Origin of the sequence: Chryseobacterium ginsengisoli (genome assembly GCF_039542325.1) — a bacterium.
GTDB classification, from domain to species: Bacteria; Bacteroidota; Bacteroidia; order Flavobacteriales; family Weeksellaceae; genus Chryseobacterium; species Chryseobacterium ginsengisoli.
On sequence record NZ_BAABHX010000002.1, the window covers coordinates 484,737 to 509,594 of the forward strand.

Genomic DNA, 24,858 nt, shown 5'->3' on the forward strand with positions numbered 1-24,858 from the left:
AATATTTCAATCTTAAAATATAAAACCTGCTGTTGAGCAGGTTTTTTTTGTTTTATTCTTTATTAAACTACATTGATAGTGTTTTAGTTTTGGTATTATAAATAATCATATCCTCTTCATTCTTTTTCCCTGTTTTTTCTAAAGCATTAAGATGAATGATTTTTAAATTCTTTGGCTTATAAATTTTCACTTCGTTTGTTGCTTCTTCCACAATTACTTTTTCTGCATTTTCAAAAGTAAAAGCCTTTGAAACCAAAGAAACATTTCCTGTATAGATTACGGTTTTTTTCTGAAGATCTCTTTTTGCGTTTTCGCCTTTCAATTCAAATATATCATCATTCGATTTTTGTTGCGAGAAGATTGACTGTGAGCAAAGCATTAATAAAAACACTCCCAAAACTTTTAAATTTTTTCCCATTTTATATTATTTATATAGTTCAAGTTTGATTATTTAAGTTATACAAAAGAACAAATAAATTTAGTAGGGATTGAAAAAATAACATTTTTTAACTTTACTTATTCAACTACTTCAGAATCTTTCGGTGAGTCAATTTTATAATAAGTATATTCATCTTCACCTTTGTACCATCGGTAATTTATCTGTTTAAAACGAAGACTTGTTAACATCTCATTTAAAGTTTCCTGAGTATCCTTTATATTTTTATTTGCTGCAAAATAACCTGCAGTAAGATTTAAAATTGTATTTCTTTTTCCTCCAACAGTAACAGAGATATCATGTTCCCACAATTTACTTTCCATTAATTTATAATAGATTGCTCTTAATTTAGGGAAATTTTGTACTTGAGAATCTGATACTTTATTTTCCAACTGCTTTGCAAGATCTTTTTCTTCCTTATTTTTGCTTTCTTTACCTTTCGTAATAGTTATATGATATGATTTGTACAGAGCTAGAACAATTACAATTCCATCAATAGACTGTACATTTTCTGTTAAGTCATTACCTTTTTCTAAACCTTTTATACTATTTTGTAATTGTGTTTTTAGCGGTATTTCTGAAGTTTTAGTAGTTTCTATATCTTTTAAAGCTGAACTTTTATCTGATTCATTTTTATTATTATCATCACTTCCATATGCTATAATAAGAAAAAATGCAACTGCAATGACAGATAATAAATGTTTAATTTTTTTCATAGTATTTAAATTTTAAATTTTCACGTGTGAATATTAATGGCAGAATAAAGCCAAGAGCGTAAAATAATAAATCCAAAAAATCGAAAGTCCCTCTAATAATTTTCAATCCCTGACCTATTTCTGATATGATTGATATGGAAGGAACGATTAGAATCCAAATTAGACTTTGGAAATTTATTTTAAAATTCCAGATCAGCAATATCAGATTAACATAAGAAAAAATCCACAATCCGTCTGGAAGAGAAAATACAAACCAATCAGGAAACATATCTATTTTCGATATCATAAATTTTCTTAAATAAAAATTTGTAAAATCAATATTCAATATATCTATCCAAGAAAAAACATTTAGTGTTGAAACTCTAAACAATAAATAAATTATTGTCCCAAAACTTAAAGATAATATACTGCTGAAAAGCAATCTTAATTTCATTTTCTAATTTATTAACCAAAAGTATAATGTATTAAAATACTATTATTACGGTTTCCCATAATCTCAAAAATAAATATTCGGTAATTGAAATCTTTACGTATTTCTACGGAAAATTAAAACCTTCAAAACACCCGTTCTCAAACCTCACAACTTTGGCAGAAGTCACAAAACAAGTGTTTTGTAACCAAACAACTTTTACTTTTGTTTCAAATCAATTGTTTTTTCACAAAATACAATTGGTGGAGGTTTCCCACAGTTCGATTGAGACAAAACACAAATATGTTTTGTTTCCCACAAAATATTTGGAACAAATCAATAATTTATTTACATTTAAAACCTGTAATAAATGAATTATTAATAATTAAAACACATCTTGTATGAAAATTACATTATCAAAACTGAGTACCAGAGATCTGGCTACTTTTTCTCAGAGAATCATTAATTCTTCAGAATCTGGAAATTTTCCTGTAATCAGCAATCATCCCTTGCTCACAGAATTTAAAGCGATTTATGCAGATTATGATGAGGTCTATACCAAACAAATTTATAGTGGTAAAGGTGTAAATGTTGCCGATGCAGACAAAGAAAGAGATAACGCTTTTAGAGTGCTTAAAAACTTCCTGAATGCTTACCGAAAAATGACGACTTTATCCAACTATCAGTTTGCAGAAGATTTATATTTGATTTTCAAGCTTTACGGATTGGATATGGATAAAGAAAGTTATTCTACACAAACTGCCCAAATGAAAAAGCTAATCGAAGATCTGGAAAAGTCAGAAAATATTCAGAAACTCAATGCACTTTCCTTATCTCCGGCTTTTAATGAAATGAAGTCTAAGCAAAATATTTTTGAACAGATCTTTTCAGAACAGGCAAATGCAAACGCCAATCTTCGCCAGATGAAAAGCGCATCTGGAATTCGTAGAGATTTAGAGAAAATTTTAAAGTCTTTCCTTAATCTTATTACTGCTATGAAAGACATCACAGACTGGAAATTATTGTATGCAGATATTAATGAACTGGTAAAAGCGGCAAAAAATTCTACCAATACGGGTAGAGAAAAAAATAATGTAAGTCAGAACTAAGAAAAGAAAAAAGAGGTGAAAATTTTCACCTCTTTTTTAATATGTATTATTCAAACCACCATCCAAAGGAATGCTTGTTCCTGTAATATAAGAAGCATAATCTGAAGCAAGGAAAGAAACCAGATGACCGTATTCTTCAGGTTTTCCGAGTCTTTTCATCGGGATTTTATCTTCTCTACCTTTTTTTATTTCTTCAACAGATTTGTTGGTTTGTTGAGATTCGTGATCAATAAGATTTTTAATTCTTTCCGTATCAAAATAGCCCGTTAAAATATTGTTGATGGTCACATTATGTTTTGCCACTTCAATGGAAAGTGTTTTCGACCACGCAATGACCGCAGAACGGATAGAATTGGAAAGCGCAAGATTCGGAATCGGCTCTTTTACAGACAAGGAAGAAACGTTGATAATGCGACCTCTACCCTTTTTTATCATGTTGGGCAACGCAAGATTTGTTGTCTCGCAAACTGTTTTGAAAAGCAGATCAAATGCTTTCTGATAATCTTCAACGGTTTTATCGAAAGCCAGTCCCGGTTGTGGACCGTTCGTATTATTGACAAGAATATCAACTTCATTATGGCTGAAATATTCTGTAATGGTCTTTTTAAAACTTTCAAAATCCGAAAAATCTGCAACAAGGTATTGATGCTTTTGATTTTCATTAATTACAGGAAGTGAAGCCACAAAATCTTTTAATTTTTCTTCATTTCGAGCCATTACGGTTACGTTTGCTCCGCATTTTGCCAGTTCTGTGGCAATCCCCGCTCCTATTCCCTGTGTTGCAGCTCCTACTAAAGCATTTTTTGAATTCAGTTGAATATTCATGAATCTGGTATTTATTACAATTAATTGAGATAGATAAATTTAAGCAAAACAATCTTAACTATTGAATTTCATTAGGATGAATTAAATTTTAAAGATTATTGTATGGCAAAAAAATCCTTCAAACAATTTTAAAGGATTTCCATTTATTTTATTTAAAAATTATGTTGTAGAATTAATTTCACTTAAGAAACTTTTCCTCGGGGATCATCAATATATATTTTGGAAACATCATAACGAACGCCTTGTCTGTCAATTATTCTCACGTTTTTTACCACAGTACTTAAAGCTGTTAAAAATGTTTCCGAGTTTTCGTGACGTTCGTAAGCTTCCTGATTTTTCCATCCTTCCAACAAATGAAAAGTATTCTCATCCGTCAGATCCTGTGAAAAAGCGTAATAAATACAACCTTCCAATTTGTTAGCCGCAATCATTTCAGGAACAACGGCATCAATAAAAATCTGTCTGTCATCGGGATGAACGCGATAATAAGCACTCACAGTAATTTCTGTTGTCTGAGTTTTGTCATGACTTGTTGAGGTTGCTGTTTTTATAGAATTTTCCATATTTTTAATTATTAATTATGAAGATTTTGAAGATTTAAGATTTTTTTAATTCAAAATAAATTCACACTTTATAAAAAAGTCACGAATTCTTCGATTGGTTTTCTTACTTTTTCATTCTTCAGATTCCAGTCGTTTTCTGCATCACGATAACCAACCGCTAATAACATGGAACTTCTCAAACCTTTAGAAGGCAATTCCAGAAATTCATCAAGACCAGCAGGATCGAAGCCTTCCATTGGTGTCGTATCGATTCCTTCCGATGCAGCGGCAACAATGGCTAAACCTAAAGCTATATTTGCCTGTTTTGCAGCATGATGAAAATTTTCTTCAATGCTCATATTTCCAAAAAACTGTTTGGCGAAATTTCTTTGTCTCTCGTAAGATGCTGATTCTGAATTTCGTTTTGAAATCAAATGATCAAAAACATGATCAATTCTTTCTGTTGTATATTCATCCCAAACTGCAAACACAAAAAGGTGTGACGATTCTACAATCGGAGCCTGATTCATTGCAATCGGAAGAATCTGTTTTTTTATTTCCGGATCGCTGATAACAATTATTTCATAAGGCTGCAAACCGATTCCTGAAGGAGCCAAATGTGCCGCTTTCAAAATAGTATCGATTTTTTCCTCAGGAATTTTCTCACCGGTCATTCTTTTTACGGCGTATCTCCAGTTCAGAATGTCTATTATATTTTCCATTTTTTATATAAATTATTAAAAATCAGGGGTGAATGAAAATTTTTCTTCCCCTGATTTATTTTAAATTAAAAAATACCAAGCTGACCTAAAAGTATAGTTCCCGCACTGTAACAGTGGAATGATTTTATCTTACCATTTTCGATCTTGAAAACGTCACAACAAGGAACTTCTATTGTTTTTCCGGTAGGTTCTATCGTTCCGGAAGGCATTTGGAGAGGACCTTTATGTGTTCCGTTCAATGATAATTCTACAACAACTGTATTTTCGTCATCCAAAACATATAAGTCATACAATTCTCTGTGCATATCCGGAAAAGCCGTTGCATAAACATCTACCGTTTTACCAATATCTTCGCCGTAATATTTAGTTCCTGCAGAAACATCCCAAAAGTAGCCATCTTCTGCAAAAAGTTCTACAAATCCTTTTGCATCCTGTATTTCTGCAACTCTGTATAATTCACGGATTAATTTTTCGTTTTCTGAATTTAAATTGATTACTGAAGCTTTCATAATGATTTTTTATTTTAATTGTTATTGAAATATAAAGTTGAGGTTATGCTTTATGAACATTGATTTGCTCATAATTTTAGATTAACCGATAAATTTTAGTAAAAGTTTTGTATTATTTTTTGTCGTCTACAAAAACATATAATTTTTTCACTTTTCCGTTCTCGAAAACGAAAAGATCCATTCCTGTTGTAGCATCGGGTTTTTCAGAAGGTCCGTTTTGCCAGAAGAGACGGGCAATATTATGATGGATTTCAGCAGGCTTGATATGAGTAAATTTAGCTTTCGGGTTTCTGGATTGCAATACATCCACAAATCCGCTGATTTCTTTGTAACCATTTAAAATATCGTGTCTGTCGATCATTTCGATGTCATCTGCATAGACTTTTTTCATTAAAGCTTCGCGCTTTTTCAGATCGCTTTCATTCCATGTTGCAAAGTGTGTATCAATCAGTGAACGCATATCTGCTTCAGATAATATTTTTGAATTAACATCCGTTTTTGATGGGTTGATATTTTTTGGCGACCATAAAATTGTTGCGGGATTATTTTTTTCGTAACCTTTTCCATTGGGATAGGAAACCAATTCCATTTTAGAACCCCAAGGTGTTACAAAATATACCCAGCTTTCACCTTCAGTGTCTCCGGAAGGCATCAGAAACGGTTCTCCCAAAAACTCAACACCTTTGCTTTTTAAATATTCAACGCTTTGTTTGATATCATTTGTATAAAAAGCAATATGACTTGCTCCGATATCATCTCCACCTGGTTGCTGAGTACTGCCTTTATTATCTTTATATTCAAATAATTCGATGTTTGCTCCAGTTCCTGCTTTTATCATTTTTATAGTTACAGGTCCGGTTGCAGATTGCATGTGATTTGCTTTTTTCCAGACATCATCCAATGGAATCGGTCCCAAAGTTGTCACGGGAGAAAACCCTAATACATTTGTAAAAAATCCTACCGCCTGATTCATATCCGGAACATTAATTCCGACATGATCCACTCCTAGAATCCCTGCCTTTTGCTGTGCATCCATCTGAGAAACAGAAGTTGATAATAATATTGCACTGGCTACTGCGGTTGCATTTGCTTTAATTTGTTTTTTTAAATTGCTCATCTTTTTAAATTTTGTTGTTGTTTTGATGAAGCAAATTTCAAACATTTAGGAGCCTTTTTCCATTGATAAAAGCTTGAAAAAAAAGCAAACAAATGTCAATAGAAATGATGGTTTTTATTTCTTTACCATATTTCTACGCAGTCTGGTAAGTGTTTCCGGCGTAATTCCGATGTAGGAAGCAATCATATGCTGAGGAATACGATTTACAATGTGAGGATATTTTTCAAGGAAATTCTGATATTTTTCTTCTGCCGTAAAGCTTATATTAGCCAAAATTCTACCCTGCGAAACAATAAAGCTTTTCTGGATGATCTGATTAACCAATTGATTCAACGAAGGAATTTCTGCGCATATTCTTTCAAAATCCGTTTTCTCAATTAAAATTAACTCCGTCGGTTCTATGGCATCAATATTTAAACGTGATGGTGTTCCGTTAATAAGGCTTTCACGATCGCCTGTCCAATAATTTTCGGGAGCAAAATTGATAATATGTTCGGAGCCATTTTCTGCAATAGAAAAAGTTTTGACCAATCCTCTACAAATAAATGCATTGTAATACCAGATTTCGCCTTCCTGCATGAGGAATTGCTTTTTGCGAAGCTTTTTTAGTTTGCATACAGATTGTATTAATTGGATTTCCTGATCAGAAAGTTCTATTTTGTCGGTAAGATATTTTTGGAAAATCTCGAACATTTATTTCATATATATTATGGCAAATGTATGAATTTCAGGGAAAAATTGATTAAAAATCAATACCAAAAAAGCTTTTCATTAAGAGAATATTTTTAATATTTAAATATTTTAAACTTTTTCATCCCTTTCAATTTTTGTAGGACTGTAGCCAAATTGCTTTTTAAAAGTATAGGAAAAATGCGAAAGATCTTCAAAACCAAGGTCTACATAAATATCGGAAGCTGTTTTTTCTCTTTCTTTGATCAGAAAATGCGCTTCTGTCAGACGCTTCTGTAATATCCATTTGTGTGGTGAAGTGTGAAAAATCTTTTCAAAATCACGCTTAAAGGTAGCCAAACTTCTTCCTGTAAGATAGGCAAAACGCTCCAAATTAACATTATATCGATAATTTTGAATCATAAAAGCTTCAAGATCAATTTTATGAGGTTCCGAAAAGTCGAAAAGAATATTTTTTAATTCCGGCTGTGACTGTAATAGGATTAACAGAAGTTCTTTTATTTTTAAATCTGTTAATAATTTATTATTCAAACCATCATTTTCAATCATTCCCTGTAAAGAAGTTATATAATTTTTAAGCAAAATATTTACTTCAATAGGAATAAGCGGTTTGGTAGCGACAAAATGATCTGCATAAAAATCATATTCTTTGGCAATATTAAGTAAGTTTTCTTCACTTAAATAAATATTCATGCTTTCAAAAACTCCATTTTCAGGTGGATGCTTTGCAAACTTTACCAGCTGATTTTTTCTGATCAGATTAAAATCCCCTTCTTCTGCCCTATATTTTTCTTCACCATCCGACAACACAAAACTTCCCGACAATTGATACGAAAGTGTATGTTGGGGAACAAAATTTTCACCTTTCCGGCTCATCTCATGATAACATGAATAAACGATTGCCGATGTCTCTGTTTTCGCCATAGAATAAATACAAAGCGTCATCTTTATGACAACGCTTTATCAAATTTACAAATTATTATTTCAGAATTGCTTTTGGTTCAAGATAAGCCTGTAAACCGTAAGCTCCATATTCTCTGCCTATTCCGGAATGTTTAAATCCGCCAAAAGGAACCATCGGATCATGACTGAATCCGTTTATACAAACTCTTCCTGCGTCAATCTGCGATCCTACACGAAGTGCATGATTTTCATCTGTAGAACTTACATAAGCTGCTAAACCATAAGGAGTATCATTCGCAATCTGTATAGCTTCTTCTTCATTTTTATAAGGAATAATGGACAAAACGGGACCAAAAATTTCTTCCTGAGCAATTCTCATATCGTTTCGGACATTCGTAAAAATCGTAGCTTTTACAAAATTTCCGGCTTCCAGACCTTCTGGTTTTCCAATTCCTCCTGCTAATAAAGTTGCCCCTTCTTCCAAACCTAGTTTAATATAACTCTGAACTCTTTCAAACTGCTTTACACTAACCATAGGTCCTACATTTGTTTCTTCATTTTCAGGCAATCCAACTATAATTTTCTCAGCTACAGATTTTGCGATTGCATTTACCTCATCTATTTTATTTTCAGGAACCAAGAGTCTCGTTGGTGCGATACAAGCTTGTCCACTATTCATGTAAGCTCCGTAAACAGCTATTGGGATTGCTTTTTCCAAATCTGTATCCTCCAGAATAATATTCGGTGATTTTCCGCCTAATTCTAAAGTAACGCGTTTCATGGTATCGACAGCATTTTTAGCAATTAATTTTCCGACAGCCGTAGAACCTGTGAAAGAAATTTTAACGATGTCGGGATTATTGGTAAGTTCTGTTCCCACAATATTTCCAAGACCCGTCACAAAATTAACAACACCCTTGGGAAGATCAGCTTCATGAAAGGCTTCCATAAGAATTTGCGTCTGCAAACTGCTCATTTCACTGGGCTTTATAACAACCGTACATCCAGCTGCAATTGCTGTTGCTACTTTACTGGAAATCGAACTGTTACTCGCATTCCATGGAGTGATAATCGCCACAACCCCAACAGGCTGTAATTTTACGATAGAAGAATTAATATTTCTTTCAAATTCAAAATTTCGAAGAACTTCTATCATGCTGTCGAACCAGCTTCCTGTATGTTTACTGCTTAAAGTAACAAATTGTCGCGTTCCTCCATATTCTTCGATCATAACATCAATAAGATCTTTTTCTCTTTTCTGCATTGCATTTTTTAGCCTTTCTAAATATTGAATACGTTCTGAAATTGATGTTTTTGAAAATGTTTTAAAAGCTTCTTTTGCCGCAGTAACAGCATTTCTTGTATCGGTTTCATCAGCAAGAGTGACTTCACCAATCTTGATATTGTTTGATGGGTTGATCAAATCAAAAGTTTCTGTTCCGTGTGGCGTTACGAATTCGCCATTAATGTAAATTTTATTTACCTTTTTCATTTTATTTAATTTTAATGAGACAAAGGTAGATCAGTAAAAAGCAACAAACTTTGTAAAAAAGCTCAATGTACTTTGCAAAAAAGTTCACAATTTGTAAATATTAGAAAAACGGAAAATAAAAATATAAATTTATATCCTGTATTAGGGTAATAGAAAAAGTTGAGGAAAATCCTTAGATATCCCCATCAATTTTGTAGAATAATTTCTACGTGTACTTTAATTCCCAATACGTTAGAGTTATTATCAAAAAACATACCGCTTTCATTTCTTAAATTAACATAAATTATTTTTTGAACCAATATGCTTCAACAGAGATATTATATTTTTGTAATATTGAAAAATAAATCTCATATTATTGAAGTATTTTATTTTTATTTATATATTTGCTAAACATTACCTAATTATAAACATTTATAATTGTAATTTTTCATATTGTACCAATTTGTTTTTAAAAAAGGAAAAATAAATTATTTATTTTTAATAATAAATTAATATTTAATCATTTCTATTAAAAAATAGTTAAAAAATTAAACTTTAATTTATTAATAATTTAATTATTTTTATTTTTATTCTCTCATAATAAATGAAAATTTATCATTTAAATTTTAACATTTATTATGAAATTCCAGCTATCATTTGAATATATGAATGTTATGAAAAACTTGACAATTATTGGATTAACTCCATTTGAAAAACCGGATGTCAACCTTATGCCTAAGTTGCATCAGGCTGGCGCATTTCCTATTTTAAGCTTAGGATATGATGTAGCAATTGCCCAAAAAGCTTTGAATCAACTTGATCAAACCGACCTTCCTTCGTATGGCGTATATATACCAAACGATAAATTTGAATCAATTCAACTTTCAGAAAAGGTAAATTTTGCCATTTTACCGTTTAGTGTTTCGATTAATCCCTCTTCAGATTTATCTATTATTTATCAGGTAACTAATCTTGAAGAAGCTAAACAGGCCGAACAATCAGGCGCAAAAGGCATTATCATAAAAGGCAATGAAGCCGGAGGTTTAGTCGGCTATGAATCGACATTTGTATTGTTTCAGCGCGTCATTAAAGAAATTACCAATATTCCAATTTGGGTACAGGGAGGAATAGGACTTCATACCGCAGCTGCAGTGAAGGCTTTGGGAGCAACAGGTATCGTTTTGGATAGTCAATTTGCATTATTTCCTGAAAACAATATCCCTCAGGAAATAAAAGATCTATGCTCAAAATTAAACGGAACTGAAACCAAAATCATCACCGATTGTCGTGTATTAGTAAGACCAAACTCTCCTTCATTACCAGAAAATATAACGACAGAAGATCTTCAACAATATTTTACAGATCTTGACATCAGTAAGAGTTATATTCCTATGGGACAAGACATTTCATTAGCAATTGATTTGTATGAAGATTTTAAAACTCTGAAAAAATTAATCTTTGGATTTAAAGAAGCAATGTATGGTCACCTGAGACAGGCAAAAACGATACAGGTAATCGATCAGGATAATATTTTAGCTAAAGAATTAGGCATAAAATATCCAATTGCACAAGGACCTATGACCCGCGTAAGTGATGTTCCTTTATTTGCCAATGCGGTTGCAGAAGCTGGAGCTCTACCTTTCGTTGCCTTATCTTTATTAAAAGGCGAATCGGCAAAATCTTTAGTAATGGATACTAAAAAATTAGCCGGTGAAAAAACCTGGGGAGTGGGAATTTTAGGTTTTGCACCTCAGGAATTAAGAGAAGAACAGACATCTTATATATTAGAAGCCAAACCTCCCGTTGTTTTAATTGCCGGAGGAAGACCAGCACAGGCAAAAGTATTTGAAAAAGCCGGAATTACAACTTTTCTACACGTTCCTTCTCCTGCCCTTTTAGATATTTTTCTAAAAGAAGGAGCTAAAAACTTCATATTCGAAGGACGAGAGTGTGGTGGTCACGTTGGTCCGCTTTCAAGTATGGTTCTTTGGGAAAAACAAATTGAAAGAATTTTAAAAGAAGACCATCCTGAAAACATCAGCGTATTTTTCGCAGGAGGAATTCATAATGATTTTTCGACAGCATTTGTTTCCATTATGGCTGCTCCATTGGCTGCAAGAGGCGTAAAAGTCGGAGTTTTAATGGGAACCGCTTATTTGTATACGGAAGAAGCCGTTTCTTGTGGAGCAATTCAGGACGAATTCCAATTGCAGGCGATGCAGGCAAAAGAAACCGTATTACTGGAAACCGCTCCGGGACACGAAACACGTTGTTTAGACACATCATTCGCAAAATATTTCAATACAGAAAAAGCAAAACTTTTAGAAGCAGGAACAGATAAAAAAGAAGTTTGGGAAAAACTGGAAAAATTAAATGTAGGTCGTTTAAGAATCGCAGCAAAAGGCGTTGAACGTCAAGGAGATCATTTAGTTAATATTCCGAAAGAAAATCAATTGGATTTGGGAATGTACATGATCGGTCAGGTTGCAACGATGCATGACAAAGTAATTTCCATGGCAGAACTTCATGAAAATGTAGCAGTTAACAATTTTGAATATATCCAAAATGCATCATTGCCGGAAGAACCAACTTCGGTCGAAAAACCATTAGATATTGCTATTATCGGTATGGAATGTATTTTTCCTGAGGCAAAAAATCTTGAAGAATACTGGAGAAATATTATTACAGGAAAAGATAGCGTAACAGAAGTTCCGGACGAAAGATGGAATAAAGATCTTTATTATAAACCAGATTCTAACGAAGCCGATATGTCTCATTCAAAATGGGGAGGATTCATTCCGAAAATTGATTTTGATCCTTTAACATTTGGAATACCACCACAATCTCTTGCGGCGATTGAACCAACACAGCTGTTGACTTTATTGGTTGCAAAACGCGCAATGGAAGACGCGGGTTATGGCGAAAAACATATTAACAGAGAAAATATTTCTGTAATCATTGGTGCTGAAGGTGGTAATGATCTTGCCAACAGCTACAGCTTCAGAGGATATTACAAACAGGTTTTCGGTGAGCTTCATGAAGAAGTAAAAGAAGCTTTCCCTCATACAACAGAAGATTCTTTCCCTGGAATTTTAGCGAATGTTATCGCAGGAAGAATTACCAATCGTTTGGATCTTGGGGGAAGAAATTTCACTGTAGATGCAGCTTGTGCTTCTTCTTTAGCAGCCATCGAACTGGCTTGTCAGGAATTGATTTTAAATAAATCCGACATGGTTCTTGCCGGAGGAGCAGATTTACATAACGGTATTAATGATTATTTAATGTTTTCCAGCACACACGCGCTTTCCCGAAAAGGACGTTGTGCGACATTTGATAACGAAGCCGACGGAATTGCTCTTGGAGAAGGTGTTGCTATTTTAGTCTTAAAAAGATATGAAGACGCTTTGCGTGATGGCGACCGTATTTATTCTGTTATCAAAGGTGTTGGAGGATCCAGTGACGGTAAAGCTTTAGGACTTACCGCACCAAGAAAAATCGGACAAGTTCGCGCATTGGAAAGAGCCTATACCCAAGCAGGAATCAGTCCTGCATCCGTTGGGTTGGTTGAAGCTCACGGTACAGGAACTGTAGTCGGAGATAAAACGGAATTAAGCGCATTAACCAATTTATTCAGCCGTTCAGGAGCTTTGCCGGGACAGACTCATTTAGGTTCTGTAAAAACTCAGATCGGGCATACAAAATGTGCAGCCGGATTGGCTGGATTGATTAAAGCTTCTTTAGCAGTTTATCACGGCGTAAAACCTCCAACTCTTCATCTTCAGAAGCCTAATGCTTATTATAATTCACAAACAAGTCCTTTTGCTTTCTATGCAGAAACAGGATTGTGGAATGAGAAAAACCGTTACGCAGGAATCAGTGCTTTTGGGTTTGGAGGAACAAATTTTCATACAGTAATTGCCAATCATCCTAAAGAAGACGATTCTGCAGTATTACAGTCTTGGCCTTCAGAATTATTCGTATTCCGCGGAAATACTTATGATGAAGCAAAAATTCAATTGAATCAGATTAAATCTTTACTTGAAATCAATGACAGCATTTCATTAAAAGATATTGCATACAGTTTGGCAATCAGCTCAGAAAAACTAGTTCAGCTAAGTATCGTTGCAGACACTGCAGAACATTTGATGATGAACATCGAACTGGCTTTATCCGGAATCGAAAGCAAAGACACCTTCACAATCAATAAAAAAGAAGGAAAAGTAGCATTTTTATTCCCGGGACAAGGTAGCCAAAGAATTAACATGGCTCGTGAATTGTTTGTAGCCTTCCCAGAAATGCGAAAACTGATAGATTCACACCCCGAATTAGAAAAAGTAGTTTTCCCTTCAAAAACTTTTGATGAATCAGCTTTAAAACAGCAAAAAGAAACCATAAGAGATACACGTCTGGCTCAACCACTTTTAGGAATCGTTGATCTTGCTTTGGCTAAATTTTTACAATCCATAGGAATTGTTCCGGATATGTTGGCTGGTCACAGTTACGGAGAATTGCCTGCATTATGTTTTTCAGGTGTATTTGAGGAAGAAAAATTGGTTGAATTAAGCATCAAACGGGCACATTCAATTTTGAATTCCGTAGAAGGCGGAGATCCCGGATCAATGATTGCGGTAAGTTCTACAAAAGAAATTTTAAAGCCAATTTTAGATCAAACAGAAGGCTGTTATCCTGTTAATTACAACGCTCCGACTCAGTGTGTGGTTGCAGGAAGCACTGAAGCTATTAATAAATTAATGGAAGTTCTTAAACAAGAAAGAATTTCAGCCAAAAAACTGGAGGTTGCATGTGCATTCCACAGTCCTTTATTAGCAAAATCAAAAGGTTTGTATGCTGAAGTTTTAAAAGATGTTCCTTTCCAAGAAATGCAGATTCCGGTTTGGTCAAACACAACAGCCGAAGCATATCCTACGAAAGTTTCAGAAATAAAAGAAAGACTGACCGATCATTTGGTACAGCCTGTAAGATTCGTTGAAGAACTTCAGGCAATGTATGAAGATGGCGCAAGAATTTTTATTGAAGTAGGTCCTGGAAAAGTTTTGACAGGATTAACAAAATCTTGTTTAGAAAAAGACCAGTTAACATTATTTGTTGAAGATAATAATGGCAACAAACTTACACATCTTCTTTCTATGCTTGCTCAATATTTAGGTACAGGTAGAAGTTTTAATATTGATAAACTTTTCAACGGACGTAATGCTAAGTTAATTCAAATCGACCAGCCTGAACTTTACAAGAAAAATCCTGCAATTTGGCGTGTGAACGGACAAACAGCACATCCAACTACGGGTACACTTCCAAACAATGGTGCTTTACCAATCATAAATCCAATCCAAATGAACAATTTTACAAATAATACTCAAGCTCCTGCCATTGAAAGCCAATCTACTACGGAACGTATGTTGCAGGAATATTTAAACAGTATGAAAATGATGATACAGGCGCAACGTGATGTGATGCTTTCCTTCCTCGGACAGAATCCTCAGGTGAATCCTGCACCTGTTGTTTATGCTTCATCAGTTCCGGTACATTCAAACAATCAGGCTTCTGTCATCTCAACTCCACAAGGTGATGGCGCAGAAAAAAATATTATTATTTCTACGAAGCCTGTTGCTCCTGTAAAAGACATTAAGTCATTATTAATGCAGGTTGTAAGTGATAAGACAGGTTATCCTCAGGAAATGTTGGGCATGGAAATGGATCTTGAAGCCGACCTGAGTATTGATTCTATTAAAAGAGTCGAAATCATTGGAACGCTTAAAAACGAACTTGGAGGATTAAAAATCGATCAGGCAAACGAAGATACAATTATGGAACAATTAGCCGCTATAAAAACTTTAAGCGGGTTAGTTAATTGGTTTACAGAATATACTGGAGCTTCAACGGCTTCTCAAAAAAATACTATAGAAGAGGTTAAAACTTCAAATTCTCAAGATGAATCTAAAACTTTATTTCTTGAAGAACTTCAAACAGCAATTCTAGATATCGTAAGCGAAAAAACAGGCTATCCGAAAGAAATGTTAGGATTGGATCTTGATATGGAAGCTGATTTAAGCATCGATTCTATCAAAAGAATGGAAATTATCGCAGATCTAAAGACAAAGATCGGTTTCGGACAGGATTTGGAGCAAGCCGATGATCTGATGGAAAAATTAGCTGCCATAAAAACATTAAACGGATTAGCATCATGGATCAATGAAATGAGTGGAAACAACACGCCGGAACCACTTCAGAACAATTTATCCCGTCTTCGTTTTGATTTAACGCCCAATGAAATTTCTTCAACAGAAAATACGGAAACTTTAAAAGGAAAGCGTTTTGCGATTACCAAAAACAATTGCAAGCAAACTTCGGCTATTAAAAACGAACTTGAAAAATATGGAGCTATTGCAGAATTAGTCGATGAAACCAACGACCTTATAGAATTTGACGGATTGATTATTTTAGATATTTTCTCTTCTGAAATTAAAAACAGCATTATCGATCACGTCGATATGATCAAAAAAATGGATCTTGAAAAAGCAAAATGGATTTATCTGATATCAGATATTCCTGCAAATATTCAAGAACTTACAGATACTACCCTTTTGCGTCACTATAAAGGTCATCCCGGTCTTTTCAAAAGTCTGGCTCGTGAATTTGAACAGACAAATTGCAGGTTGATCAGCTTAAGCACTTCAGAAGAATTGGATCAAATCGCTGAAATTACTTTAAAAGAAATCTTAACAACCGATAAACCTTCCGAAATTATTTATAAAAATAATAGAAGACATAAAGTCGATATCATCCCTTCTCCTTTATCAAATAGTCTACAAGAATCTAATATTCAACTAGATAAAGAATCTGTTGTTTTAGTTTTGGGAGGCGCGCAAGGAATTACTTCTGAACTGGTGAAACATATGTCACAGACTTATCCGTGCAACTATATTTTGGTGGGACGTTCAAAAGATCCGAAAAATGAAATTTCTGAGTTTAAAGAACTTGAAATGATGAAAACAAAAGAGGAAATCAGAACTTTTCTTATTAAATCAGGAAAATTCACTTCGCCATCTGACATCGAAAAAGAAACGATTAAAGTTTTCAAAAACAATCAGATCTTAGGAACGATCCGAGATATGGAAAAATTAGGTAATACGGTTGTTTATCAATCATTGGATCTTTGTGATGAAGATGGTTTATCAGATTTAATTAATTCCATTTACGAAAAATACAATCGTTTAGACGGAGTTATCCATGGAGCAGGATTATTGGAAGATAAATTATTCAAGCAAAAAACAACAACTTCTTTCGGACGTGTTTTCGATACAAAAGTAAAGCCGCTTCGTGTTTTAGCTGAAAAACTTCATACGGACTGTCAGTTTGTAGTATTATTCTCGAGTATTGCTTCTGTTTACGGAAATAAAGGACAGACAGATTATGCAGCAGCAAACAGCGTTTTAGACGACTATGCGAATGCTTTGAATAAAAAATTAAAAGGAAAAGTAATTTCAATCAACTGGGGTCCTTGGAAAGGTGCAGGAATGGTTTCATCATCATTGGAATCAGAATACGAAAGAAGAGGGATTTCCCTTATTCCATTGGAGCAAGGAAAGGAAATTTTCCTTAACGAAATAAAATACGGAACAGAAAGTCAAGTACTTATTATGTCCGGAAATAACTGGTAATCTCTGTTTAAATTAAATATGAAAAAAACAGATGTTGCAGTAGTTGGTTTATCTTGTGTCTTTCCGGGGGCACAAGATGCCCAAACTTTTTGGCAGAATATTGTCAATAAAGTAGATTCTACCCAATTGGCTCCTGCCGATCGTATTGATCCTGTTCACTTTAGTGATCATACAGGTTCGGTCGACAGATTTTATTGCCAACGCGGCGGATTTATCCCTGATTATGAGTTCGATCCTACGGCTTTTGGAATTTTACCATTGGCTGTTGAAGGTACAGAACCTGATCATTTATTAACCCTTGATTTAGTACAAAAAGCCTTAGAAGATGCAGGAGTTTTCAAGAAAAATATTTCTTTAGAAAAAGCAGGAATCATCATCGGAAAAGGAAATTATACCGGGCCGGGCGCAACAAGAGCCATCGAAATTGTAAGAACAGGTGAACAAATTTCTTCTATATTAAAAGAATTATTACCCGAAGTTTCTTCCGCAGATATTGAAAAAGTAAAACATGCTTTTCAGGAAAAAAAAGGACGTTTTGCAGCCGATACAGCAATGGGATTAATTCCTAATTTAGTTGCTTCTTTAGTTGCTAATAGATTCAATTTAGGGGGTGTAGCTTTTACAGTTGATGCCGCTTGTGCAAGTGCTTTATTAGCAGTTGATCATGCCGTTCAGGAACTTCAGAGAGGTCGTTCCGATATTATGATCGCAGGTGGAGTTCATACCGGGCAAAATGCTGCATTTTGGAGTATTTTCTCACAACTAGGAGCCTTGTCTAAACAACAGCAAATCAAACCTTTCAGTAATGATGCCGATGGATTATTGATCGGTGAAGGATGTGGATTTGTTGTACTAAAACGATTGGAAGACGCCATAAAAGATCAGGATAAAATTTATGCTGTAGTTAAAGGTGTCGGAATCAGCAGTGATGGTAACGGAACCAGTGTAATGAGTCCTTCTGTAAAAGGTCAGCTAAAAGCTTTACAACAAGCCTGGAACAATGCAGATCTGGATGAAAAACAGATCGGCTATCTTGAAGCTCACGGGACAGGAACTCCGCTTGGAGATAAAACCGAATTGCAGACTCTAGCTCAGTTTTTCGGAAAAGAAGAAACAGCTCAGATTGCAGGAATCGGTTCTGTAAAATCAAATATTGGTCACGCAATGCCCGCTGCTGGAATTGCAGGTTTAATCAAAACCTGTCTGGCTTTGCATCATGATATGTTACCTCCAACTTTATATTGTGAAAATCCTACTTTAGATATGCAATCTACGAGATTCGAACCTGTACAGGAAGCAAAAAACTGGTCAAAAACCGGCTTACCAAAAATTGCAGCAGTGAATGCTTTCGGATTTGGAGGAATTAACGCTCATGTTGTTTTAGAAGGTTATGATATGCCTAAAAAAGACAAAGTTCTGATCTTGGCAAGACCAACACATGAAGAATTATTATCAGCTTTAAAAAATAATGAAACTACGGTAGGAGAAGGAAATTTCCGTGTTGCGATATTCGAACCAACCAAAGAAAGAATAGAAAAAGCGACAAAAATTGTTGCTAAAAATAACCCGTGGCGCAACAAACAGGATATTTGGTACACTAACACACCCTTACTTCAAAATGGAGAAAAAGTTGCCTTTGTATTTCCGGGATTAGACGGATTAGCGAAAGGCGAAATCGAAAGTGTAAGTCGTTATTTTAACCTTACAGCTCCAATAGAAACGGAAGGTGAAGGATTATTAAATGACGCTTTAAATATCTTTAATAAATGCAGCATTCTCGATAATTCATTAAAAAAGCTGGGAATTATTCCTGATATGAATGCAGGACACAGCTTAGGAGAATGGTTGGCTGGTTATTCTTCAGAATTGGCAGAAGTGAATTCCGTAAAAGCTTTAATTGATGTTTTAAATCCTGAAACTTTCGAATTAAAAGATTCAAAATTCATCGCCATCGGCTCCGGAATTGAGATTATTAAACCAATTATTGAAGAAATTCCGAACGTTTATATTTCTAATGACAATTGTCCGAATCAGGTAATTCTTTGCGGAAGTAATGCAGCGTTGGATGAATTGGTTCCGATTTTAAAGTCAAAACAGATATTTCACCAGATTTTGCCTTTCCAATCAGGGTTTCACTCACCGTTTATCGCTGATAAATTAGATGTAATCTTGGCCGGAATGGAAAAAGCACAGTTTCAAAAAACAAAAATTCCGTTATGGTCTGCAACTACTTTAGAGCCGTATCCTTCAGATCAGGAATCTATCAGAAAACTAAGTGCGGAACATCTTGTTGAGCCCGTTCGTTTCCGTGAACTGACAGATAAATTATATGAAGAAGGCGCAAGATTTTTCATTCAGGTTGGAACCGGTGGATTGATCGGATTTATTGACGATACTTTGAAAGGAAAAGCTTTCAGTACAATTGCTTCAAGTACGCCTGTAAGATCTGCATTGGCACAGTTACAACGTGTGGTTGCTGCTTTATTTGTGGAAGGAAAAACTGTAGCGCTGGACTTTCTAGATATTCAAAGTTCTTCGAAAAAATCATCCGGAAAAGGTATGAAACTGGAATTAGGTTCGCCAATCATCCGTGATTTTGCAGCAATTAAAAATTTAGTTAAAACTTTCGATACTCCAAAGCAAAAGAATATTTCTGTCGCTAAAACGGGTCATCCTCTTGTACAGGCATTTCAGGAAAATATCGCTGAAATGATCAATATGCAGGAAGAAGTTCTGACACTCTTCCAAAACCGTCCGGAAATTAAAATTTCAAAACCGGCACCGTCATCGATTATTCCTCAGGTAACCATTCCTGCGAGCAAAGATTTCTCAAAAACCTTATATGTTGATTTGGAAAATCATCCGTATTTAATTGATCACAGTTTATTGAGACAGCCAAAAGGTTGGTCAACGGTCGCAGATATGGAACCTGTAATTCCGATGACGATGATTTTTGAACAGTTGGCGGAAATTGCTCAGGCAGAAATTCATGGAAGCAAAGTTCATAAAATAATGAATGTAAGCGTTTTCCAATGGATGAACGTGGCAAAACCTTTTGAAAAAACAGTAAAAGGTGAATGGAAATCAACTAATCATGCGTATCTGGAAATTGAAAATTTCGTGAATGCGGAAGTTTTATTAACCTCAACTGACCGCCAAATTCCAGATATCAATCTTTCAGTTGGAGATTTGCTGCCAATCCAAAGAACACCTGAAGAAATCTACGAAATGCACATGTTTCATGGTGAAAAATATCAGGGAATTACGGAAGTTTCAAGGGTCGGAACGAAAGGAATTGTCGGAAAAATCAAAGGAAACGGAGGAAAAGGTTCTTTGCTTGATAACGCAGGACAATTATTCGGACTTTGGCTGCAATTAACTTTAACAAAAGACAGAATTGCATTCCCTGTAAAAATCAAAGACATTGAATTCTTCGGAAATATGCACGATCAGGAAGGAATTTTCGAATGTACCTGCAGTTTGACAGAATTAAATGACGAATTCGCGATCGCCAACATTGTTCTTAAAAAGGACGGAAAAGTATGGTGTATGATTTCAGGATGGCAAAACCGTCGTCTGGAAATTGATGCCGCTTTATGGAATGTCTCTATGTCGCCTCTGCATAACCGTCTTTCGGAGGAAATTGCTCCTGAAGTATTTTTCTTTCATCAGGCGTATTCGAGGGTGGCTTCGTGGGATTTTATTCTGAAAAGATATTTTAATCAAACCGAAAAACAGCATCATCAAACTCTTTTACCGAACAAGAGAAAAAGCTGGATGGTAAGTCGTGTTGCGGTGAAAGACGCAGTTCGAAATCTTCTTAAAAAGGAAAAAAATCATCCTTGCTATCCGATCACTTTTGAAATCGGGAAAGATGATGTAGGAAAACCTTATCTGATCGGTGATTCCACAGAAAATATTCATATTTCTTTGGCTCATAAAGGAAAGGATGCAGTCGGAATTGCAAGAAACGGAAAGCTGGTCGGAATCGATATGGAAATCATCGAAGAACGAAGCTCCGGATTTTACGATTTAGTCTTTACAGATCACGAATTAACTCTATTAAAAGATAAAGATCAGGCAGAATGGACAACCAAATTCTGGGTAGCGAAAGAGGCTTACGGAAAGTTTTTGGGAACCGGGTTAAAAGGAAACCCGAAACAGTTCGAAGTTGAAAAAATAACAGAAGATTCTTTATGGATCAACCAAACAGAAATCAAAACAATTAAACATAAAAATTATATCATAGGATGGACACAATAAACACTACAGCAAAATTGAATCACGAAGAATTATTCACTCTTTTAAAAGGTTTTATCACAGAAGTTATCGGTGAAGAATTTGCAGAGGAAATGGACATCATACCTGAAAGCTCATTCACAAAAGACCTTGAAATGGACAGCATTGAAATCGTGTCTTTTTCAGAGAAAATCAAGGCGCATTTTGGTGACCAGATCGATTTTACGGGATGGCTGTCTTCTATGGACTTAGACCAATTAATTGAGCTTGATTTAAGTATGATTATCAATTATATCTACGAATGCCAATAATCAACATCAATAATAAAAAAGTTCATATTCAGGAACTCAATAAAGGTGCCGAACAAACTGTGGTCTTGATCCACGGAATGTTCAGCAACCTGTCCATTTATTATTTCAATATTGCTCCGGTTTTAGCAAAAAAATTCCATGTGGTGATGTACGATCTGAAAAGTCACGGCATGAGCGAACGTTTTGAAGACGGCTATGATTTAGATAACATGTCTTCCGATCTGATTGCTTTGATGGATGAATTACAAGTTGAAAAAGTACATCTTGTGGGCTACAGTTTCGGAGGCTTAATTGCTTTAAAAACGGCTTTACAATATAAAAACCGTATCAATCAACTGGTTGTAATGGAAGCTCCCGATCCTCATGATGAAAAAGCGAGAGGTATTATCGATCAGTACAGCAAGGAATTTTTGGAGCATTATGTGGCTAATTTTACGGACACCACGAAAGTACAGATGGGCAAAAGACAGATGGAAAAAAACCATCGCATGTACGAGTTCCTTTTCAATAAAACCAGCATCAAAGCGGATATGATTAAGGAAAAAGATTTCCTGAGCAAGGCCGATTTATCTGAATTAAATATTCCGACATTATTGTTGTACGGTTCAGATTCAAATTGTAAACAAACAGGAGAATTTTTGAATACTCAAATCACTGATTCTCAATTAGAATTAATTTCCGGTGATCACAATATCCCGATTCAGGAACCGACTTTGATCGCAGAAACGATTGCTGATTTTTTATCTAAAACTTTATCAAAAACTTTGACATAAAAACCATGGCTAAATTTGTATTTGTTGTTCCACCTTTGACGGGACATGTCAATCCTACGTTAAGCATCGGTGCTACTCTTTTGGAAAGAGGGCATAAAGTAGCCTGGATCAGTCTTGACAAAAATTTAAGCACAAAACTTCCTGTCGGAGGAGAATTATTGTTGATCGAGTATGATCAAACCGACGAAGAAAAAAGAGAAAGCGAAAACTATCTCGATATTATTTCAAAAAAAGTAGTCTATGGAATCGACAGTATTAAATTTCTTTATGAAGAAGTTTTGATTCCTTTAAACAGACATTGCTATAACGGTATTGTAAAATTACTTGAGCTTTATCAACCCGATATGGTGATCGGTGATCATCAGTTGTTTGCCGCTGCTGTTGCCGCAAAAAAATTGGGACTTCCCTATTCTACCACAGTTACAGCTCCGGCTGCCATTAAAATTATGGATGAACTGCCGAAAGTTCATGAATGGGAAGAAAAACAGATCATTGCGCTTCAAAAGGAATTGGGCGTTGATGATAATAAAGCTTTGGATTGTTCAGATCTGTTGACTTTGGTCTTAACTTCAAAATATTTCTTTGGCGAAATGGATCTTCCCAGCAATTTCCAGTTTACGGGACCTGTTCTTACGGAACGTCGTATTTCCTGTGAATTTGATTGGGAAACATTTAATAAAAGTTATAAGAAAAAAATTCTTGTAAGCATCGGAACAACTTTCGATCATGATCATAAAAAAGCATTTTTCCAAAAAGTAATTGATGCTTTTAAAGATGAAGGTCTAACGGTTGTTGTAGTTTCAGACCCTCAACTTTTCGAAGAGTGGCCGGAAAACTTCATGGTGTATCAGCAGGTTCCTCAGTTGGATTTGCTTCCACATTTGGATGGTGTTGTTTCTCATGGAGGTCATAATACGGTTTCAGAAGCACTTTCCAACGGATTACCTTTGGTTGTCATCCCGATTGCTTATGATCAGTCGCACGTTGCAGGTCGCGTTGTTCGTACAGGAGCCGGTGAGCGTTTGAATTTTAATAGATTTAAAGCCAATCATTTAAATGAAGCCGTAAAAACAATTCTAACCAATCCAAGTTATCGTGAAGCTGCAGAAGCTGTCCGTGGATCTTTCTTAGAAGCTGGAGGTACGAAAACCGCAGCCTATTTACTTGAATTAGCATTAATTCCAACTATTGAAATGAAAAAACCTAAATCTAAATTTCTATTCGTTATTCCACCGTTTTTCGGACACATAAGCCCGACTTTGAGTGTTGGAGCAAGTTTAATTGCACGTGGTCACGAAGTAAAATGGTTCGGAATTACACCTTTAGATAACAAACATATTCCGGAAGGAGGAAGTTATTTTTACCCTGAAGAAGATCTTATTCCATATCAGGATAAAATTGCCAGAATTTTAAAAAGGCAAGACGATGGACCGGTTTGTTCAGGACCTGAAGTGATGAAACTGGCATTGGAAGAGACCTATGTTCCTTTTGCTAAAATGATGATGCCCGGTTTGGAAACTCTTACAAAAGAATGGCAACCAGATGTTATTGTAAATGACTGCATTACTTTTGGAGGAGCTCTTTTTGCTCGTAAAAATAATATTCCGTGTGTGACGACAACGCCTGTTCCGCCCGATGTGATGGGCGATACAGCGAACAGCGCACCAAAGATTTTTGAATGGCAGCAAAATTTAATTAAAAACCTTCAAAAAGAAGTCGGAATCGAAGAAGACGGAATTTTCATTCACTCTCATGAATTGAATTTGGTATTTACTTCACAAAAATTTGCTGATTTTGAAACTGTTCCTTCTCATATGGAATTTGTTGGTCCTGTAAAAGGTCGTCCAAATCCTGCACCTTTTAACTGGGATAAACTAAACGCATCAACAACACCGAAAATATTTGTTTCATTAGGAACTCTTTTGGTAGATATCAGAAAAGCATTTTTCGAAAAAGTGATTGCTGCATTTGCAGATCAGCCTGTGACAGTAATTGCAGCTACTCCACCGGAAATTTTTGAAGAGTGGCCTTCTAATTTTATCGTGAGCAGTTTTGTACCTCAGTCTGCGTTGATGCCACACATGGATGCGGTAATTTGTCACGGTGGCTTTAATACTGTTAATGATACATTTACGAATGGATTACCAATGCTGATCACTCCCATTGCTTATGATCATTTTCATATTGCAAAACTGATCGAAAAAGCCGGATGCGGAATCAGTATCCGATATAAAAGACTACGTGTTGAAGCACTTCGTCAAACGGTTTTTGAATTATTGGAAAATCCGATATACAGAAACGCTGCGAAAGAAGTTCAGACAAGTTTACTTAATGCGGGTGGAAACGACCGTGCCGTAGAATTGCTGGAAAATTTTGTTCAAAAAGAATCATTGGTTGAAATATAGCC

At 35.1% G+C, this 24,858-nt stretch carries 16 protein-coding genes; 6 read left to right on the plus strand and 10 right to left on the minus strand.

The genetic code is table 11. From position 1 onward, the window contains the following. Window positions 1-67: 67 nt before the first annotated feature. Window positions 68-418, minus strand: a complete 351-nt coding sequence (locus ABD940_RS07295) for a hypothetical protein (protein ID WP_345201662.1) — start codon at window positions 416-418, stop codon at window positions 68-70. Window positions 419-516: 98 nt separating this feature from the next. After that, complete coding sequence (locus ABD940_RS07300) at window positions 517-1,152, minus strand: hypothetical protein (protein ID WP_345201666.1); 636 nt, start codon at window positions 1,150-1,152, stop codon at window positions 517-519. Window positions 1,153-1,962: 810 nt separating this feature from the next. Here ABD940_RS07300 and ABD940_RS07305 point away from each other — a divergent pair. Beyond that, a complete protein-coding gene (locus ABD940_RS07305) occupies window positions 1,963-2,670 on the plus strand; it encodes a DUF6261 family protein (protein ID WP_345201669.1) in 708 nt (235 codons plus the stop codon). Between the two features lie 36 nt (window positions 2,671-2,706). Here ABD940_RS07305 and ABD940_RS07310 read toward each other — a convergent pair whose 3' ends face one another. From ABD940_RS07310 to ABD940_RS07345, 8 genes are all read right to left on the minus strand, one after another. Beyond that, entirely contained in the window at window positions 2,707-3,495 is a 789-nt protein-coding gene (locus ABD940_RS07310; RefSeq protein WP_345201672.1) for an SDR family oxidoreductase, read from the minus strand. A gap of 182 nt (window positions 3,496-3,677) precedes the next feature. Then, window positions 3,678-4,058: a putative quinol monooxygenase gene (locus ABD940_RS07315; protein ID WP_345201673.1), complete on the minus strand. Its 381-nt coding sequence runs from the start codon at window positions 4,056-4,058 to the stop codon at window positions 3,678-3,680. A 68-nt stretch (window positions 4,059-4,126) separates the two neighbouring features. Continuing rightward, window positions 4,127-4,759, minus strand: a complete 633-nt coding sequence (locus ABD940_RS07320) for a nitroreductase family protein (protein WP_345201674.1) — start codon at window positions 4,757-4,759, stop codon at window positions 4,127-4,129. 65 nt (window positions 4,760-4,824) lie between these two features. Next, window positions 4,825-5,268 (minus strand): nuclear transport factor 2 family protein, encoded by a 444-nt coding sequence (locus ABD940_RS07325; RefSeq protein ID WP_345201675.1) that lies wholly within the window; start codon window positions 5,266-5,268, stop codon window positions 4,825-4,827. 112 nt (window positions 5,269-5,380) lie between these two features. Continuing rightward, window positions 5,381-6,385, minus strand: coding sequence for a VOC family protein (locus ABD940_RS07330; RefSeq protein ID WP_345201676.1), 1,005 nt, complete (start codon window positions 6,383-6,385; stop codon window positions 5,381-5,383). 114 nt (window positions 6,386-6,499) lie between these two features. Further along, window positions 6,500-7,078 (minus strand): Crp/Fnr family transcriptional regulator, encoded by a 579-nt coding sequence (locus ABD940_RS07335; protein ID WP_345201678.1) that lies wholly within the window; start codon window positions 7,076-7,078, stop codon window positions 6,500-6,502. A 108-nt stretch (window positions 7,079-7,186) separates the two neighbouring features. After that, the gene (locus tag ABD940_RS07340; RefSeq protein WP_345201680.1) at window positions 7,187-7,999 is read right to left on the minus strand and encodes a helix-turn-helix domain-containing protein; all 813 of its coding nucleotides are present in this window, start codon (window positions 7,997-7,999) and stop codon (window positions 7,187-7,189) included. Between the two features lie 55 nt (window positions 8,000-8,054). Further along, window positions 8,055-9,470 (minus strand): aldehyde dehydrogenase family protein, encoded by a 1,416-nt coding sequence (locus ABD940_RS07345; protein WP_345201682.1) that lies wholly within the window; start codon window positions 9,468-9,470, stop codon window positions 8,055-8,057. Window positions 9,471-10,123: 653 nt separating this feature from the next. Between ABD940_RS07345 and ABD940_RS07350 the strand changes: the two genes are divergently transcribed. The 5 genes from ABD940_RS07350 to ABD940_RS07370 are packed head-to-tail and all read left to right on the plus strand — an operon-like array spanning window position 10,124 to window position 24,856. Then, on the plus strand, window positions 10,124-17,128 hold the full coding sequence (locus ABD940_RS07350) for an SDR family NAD(P)-dependent oxidoreductase (RefSeq protein WP_345201684.1): 7,005 nt from the start codon (window positions 10,124-10,126) through the stop codon (window positions 17,126-17,128). Window positions 17,129-17,146: 18 nt separating this feature from the next. Continuing rightward, window positions 17,147-21,391 carry a type I polyketide synthase gene (locus ABD940_RS07355; RefSeq protein ID WP_345201686.1) on the plus strand — a complete coding sequence of 1,415 codons (4,245 nt, stop codon included), beginning with the start codon at window positions 17,147-17,149 and terminating at the stop codon, window positions 21,389-21,391. Next, window positions 21,379-21,678: an acyl carrier protein gene (locus tag ABD940_RS07360; RefSeq protein WP_345201688.1), complete on the plus strand. Its 300-nt coding sequence runs from the start codon at window positions 21,379-21,381 to the stop codon at window positions 21,676-21,678. The genes ABD940_RS07355 and ABD940_RS07360 overlap by 13 nt, the downstream gene beginning before the upstream one ends. Then, window positions 21,669-22,451, plus strand: coding sequence for an alpha/beta fold hydrolase (locus ABD940_RS07365; RefSeq protein ID WP_345201690.1), 783 nt, complete (start codon window positions 21,669-21,671; stop codon window positions 22,449-22,451). Before ABD940_RS07360 ends, ABD940_RS07365 begins: the two co-directional genes overlap by 10 nt. A gap of 5 nt (window positions 22,452-22,456) precedes the next feature. Further along, window positions 22,457-24,856 (plus strand): glycosyltransferase, encoded by a 2,400-nt coding sequence (locus ABD940_RS07370; protein WP_345201693.1) that lies wholly within the window; start codon window positions 22,457-22,459, stop codon window positions 24,854-24,856. The last annotated feature ends 2 nt before the right edge of the window (window positions 24,857-24,858 follow it).

Excerpts from the sequence above, each read along its gene's own strand:
- ABD940_RS07320 (WP_345201674.1), bottom strand. The coding sequence starts at position 4,759 with ATGGAAAATATAATAGACATTCTGAACTGGAGATACGCCGTAAAAAGA.
- ABD940_RS07305 (WP_345201669.1), top strand. The coding sequence starts at position 1,963 with ATGAAAATTACATTATCAAAACTGAGTACCAGAGATCTGGCTACTTTT.
- ABD940_RS07330 (WP_345201676.1), bottom strand. The coding sequence starts at position 6,385 with ATGAGCAATTTAAAAAAACAAATTAAAGCAAATGCAACCGCAGTAGCC.
- ABD940_RS07325 (WP_345201675.1), bottom strand. The coding sequence starts at position 5,268 with ATGAAAGCTTCAGTAATCAATTTAAATTCAGAAAACGAAAAATTAATC.
- ABD940_RS07300 (WP_345201666.1), bottom strand. The coding sequence starts at position 1,152 with ATGAAAAAAATTAAACATTTATTATCTGTCATTGCAGTTGCATTTTTT.
- ABD940_RS07315 (WP_345201673.1), bottom strand. The coding sequence starts at position 4,058 with ATGGAAAATTCTATAAAAACAGCAACCTCAACAAGTCATGACAAAACT.
- ABD940_RS07370 (WP_345201693.1), top strand. The coding sequence starts at position 22,457 with ATGGCTAAATTTGTATTTGTTGTTCCACCTTTGACGGGACATGTCAAT.
- ABD940_RS07355 (WP_345201686.1), top strand. The coding sequence starts at position 17,147 with ATGAAAAAAACAGATGTTGCAGTAGTTGGTTTATCTTGTGTCTTTCCG.
- ABD940_RS07335 (WP_345201678.1), bottom strand. The coding sequence starts at position 7,078 with ATGTTCGAGATTTTCCAAAAATATCTTACCGACAAAATAGAACTTTCT.
- ABD940_RS07350 (WP_345201684.1), top strand. The coding sequence starts at position 10,124 with ATGAAAAACTTGACAATTATTGGATTAACTCCATTTGAAAAACCGGAT.
- ABD940_RS07340 (WP_345201680.1), bottom strand. The coding sequence starts at position 7,999 with ATGGCGAAAACAGAGACATCGGCAATCGTTTATTCATGTTATCATGAG.
- ABD940_RS07360 (WP_345201688.1), top strand. The coding sequence starts at position 21,379 with ATGGACACAATAAACACTACAGCAAAATTGAATCACGAAGAATTATTC.
- ABD940_RS07310 (WP_345201672.1), bottom strand. The coding sequence starts at position 3,495 with ATGAATATTCAACTGAATTCAAAAAATGCTTTAGTAGGAGCTGCAACA.
- ABD940_RS07365 (WP_345201690.1), top strand. The coding sequence starts at position 21,669 with ATGCCAATAATCAACATCAATAATAAAAAAGTTCATATTCAGGAACTC.
- ABD940_RS07345 (WP_345201682.1), bottom strand. The coding sequence starts at position 9,470 with ATGAAAAAGGTAAATAAAATTTACATTAATGGCGAATTCGTAACGCCA.
- ABD940_RS07295 (WP_345201662.1), bottom strand. The coding sequence starts at position 418 with ATGGGAAAAAATTTAAAAGTTTTGGGAGTGTTTTTATTAATGCTTTGC.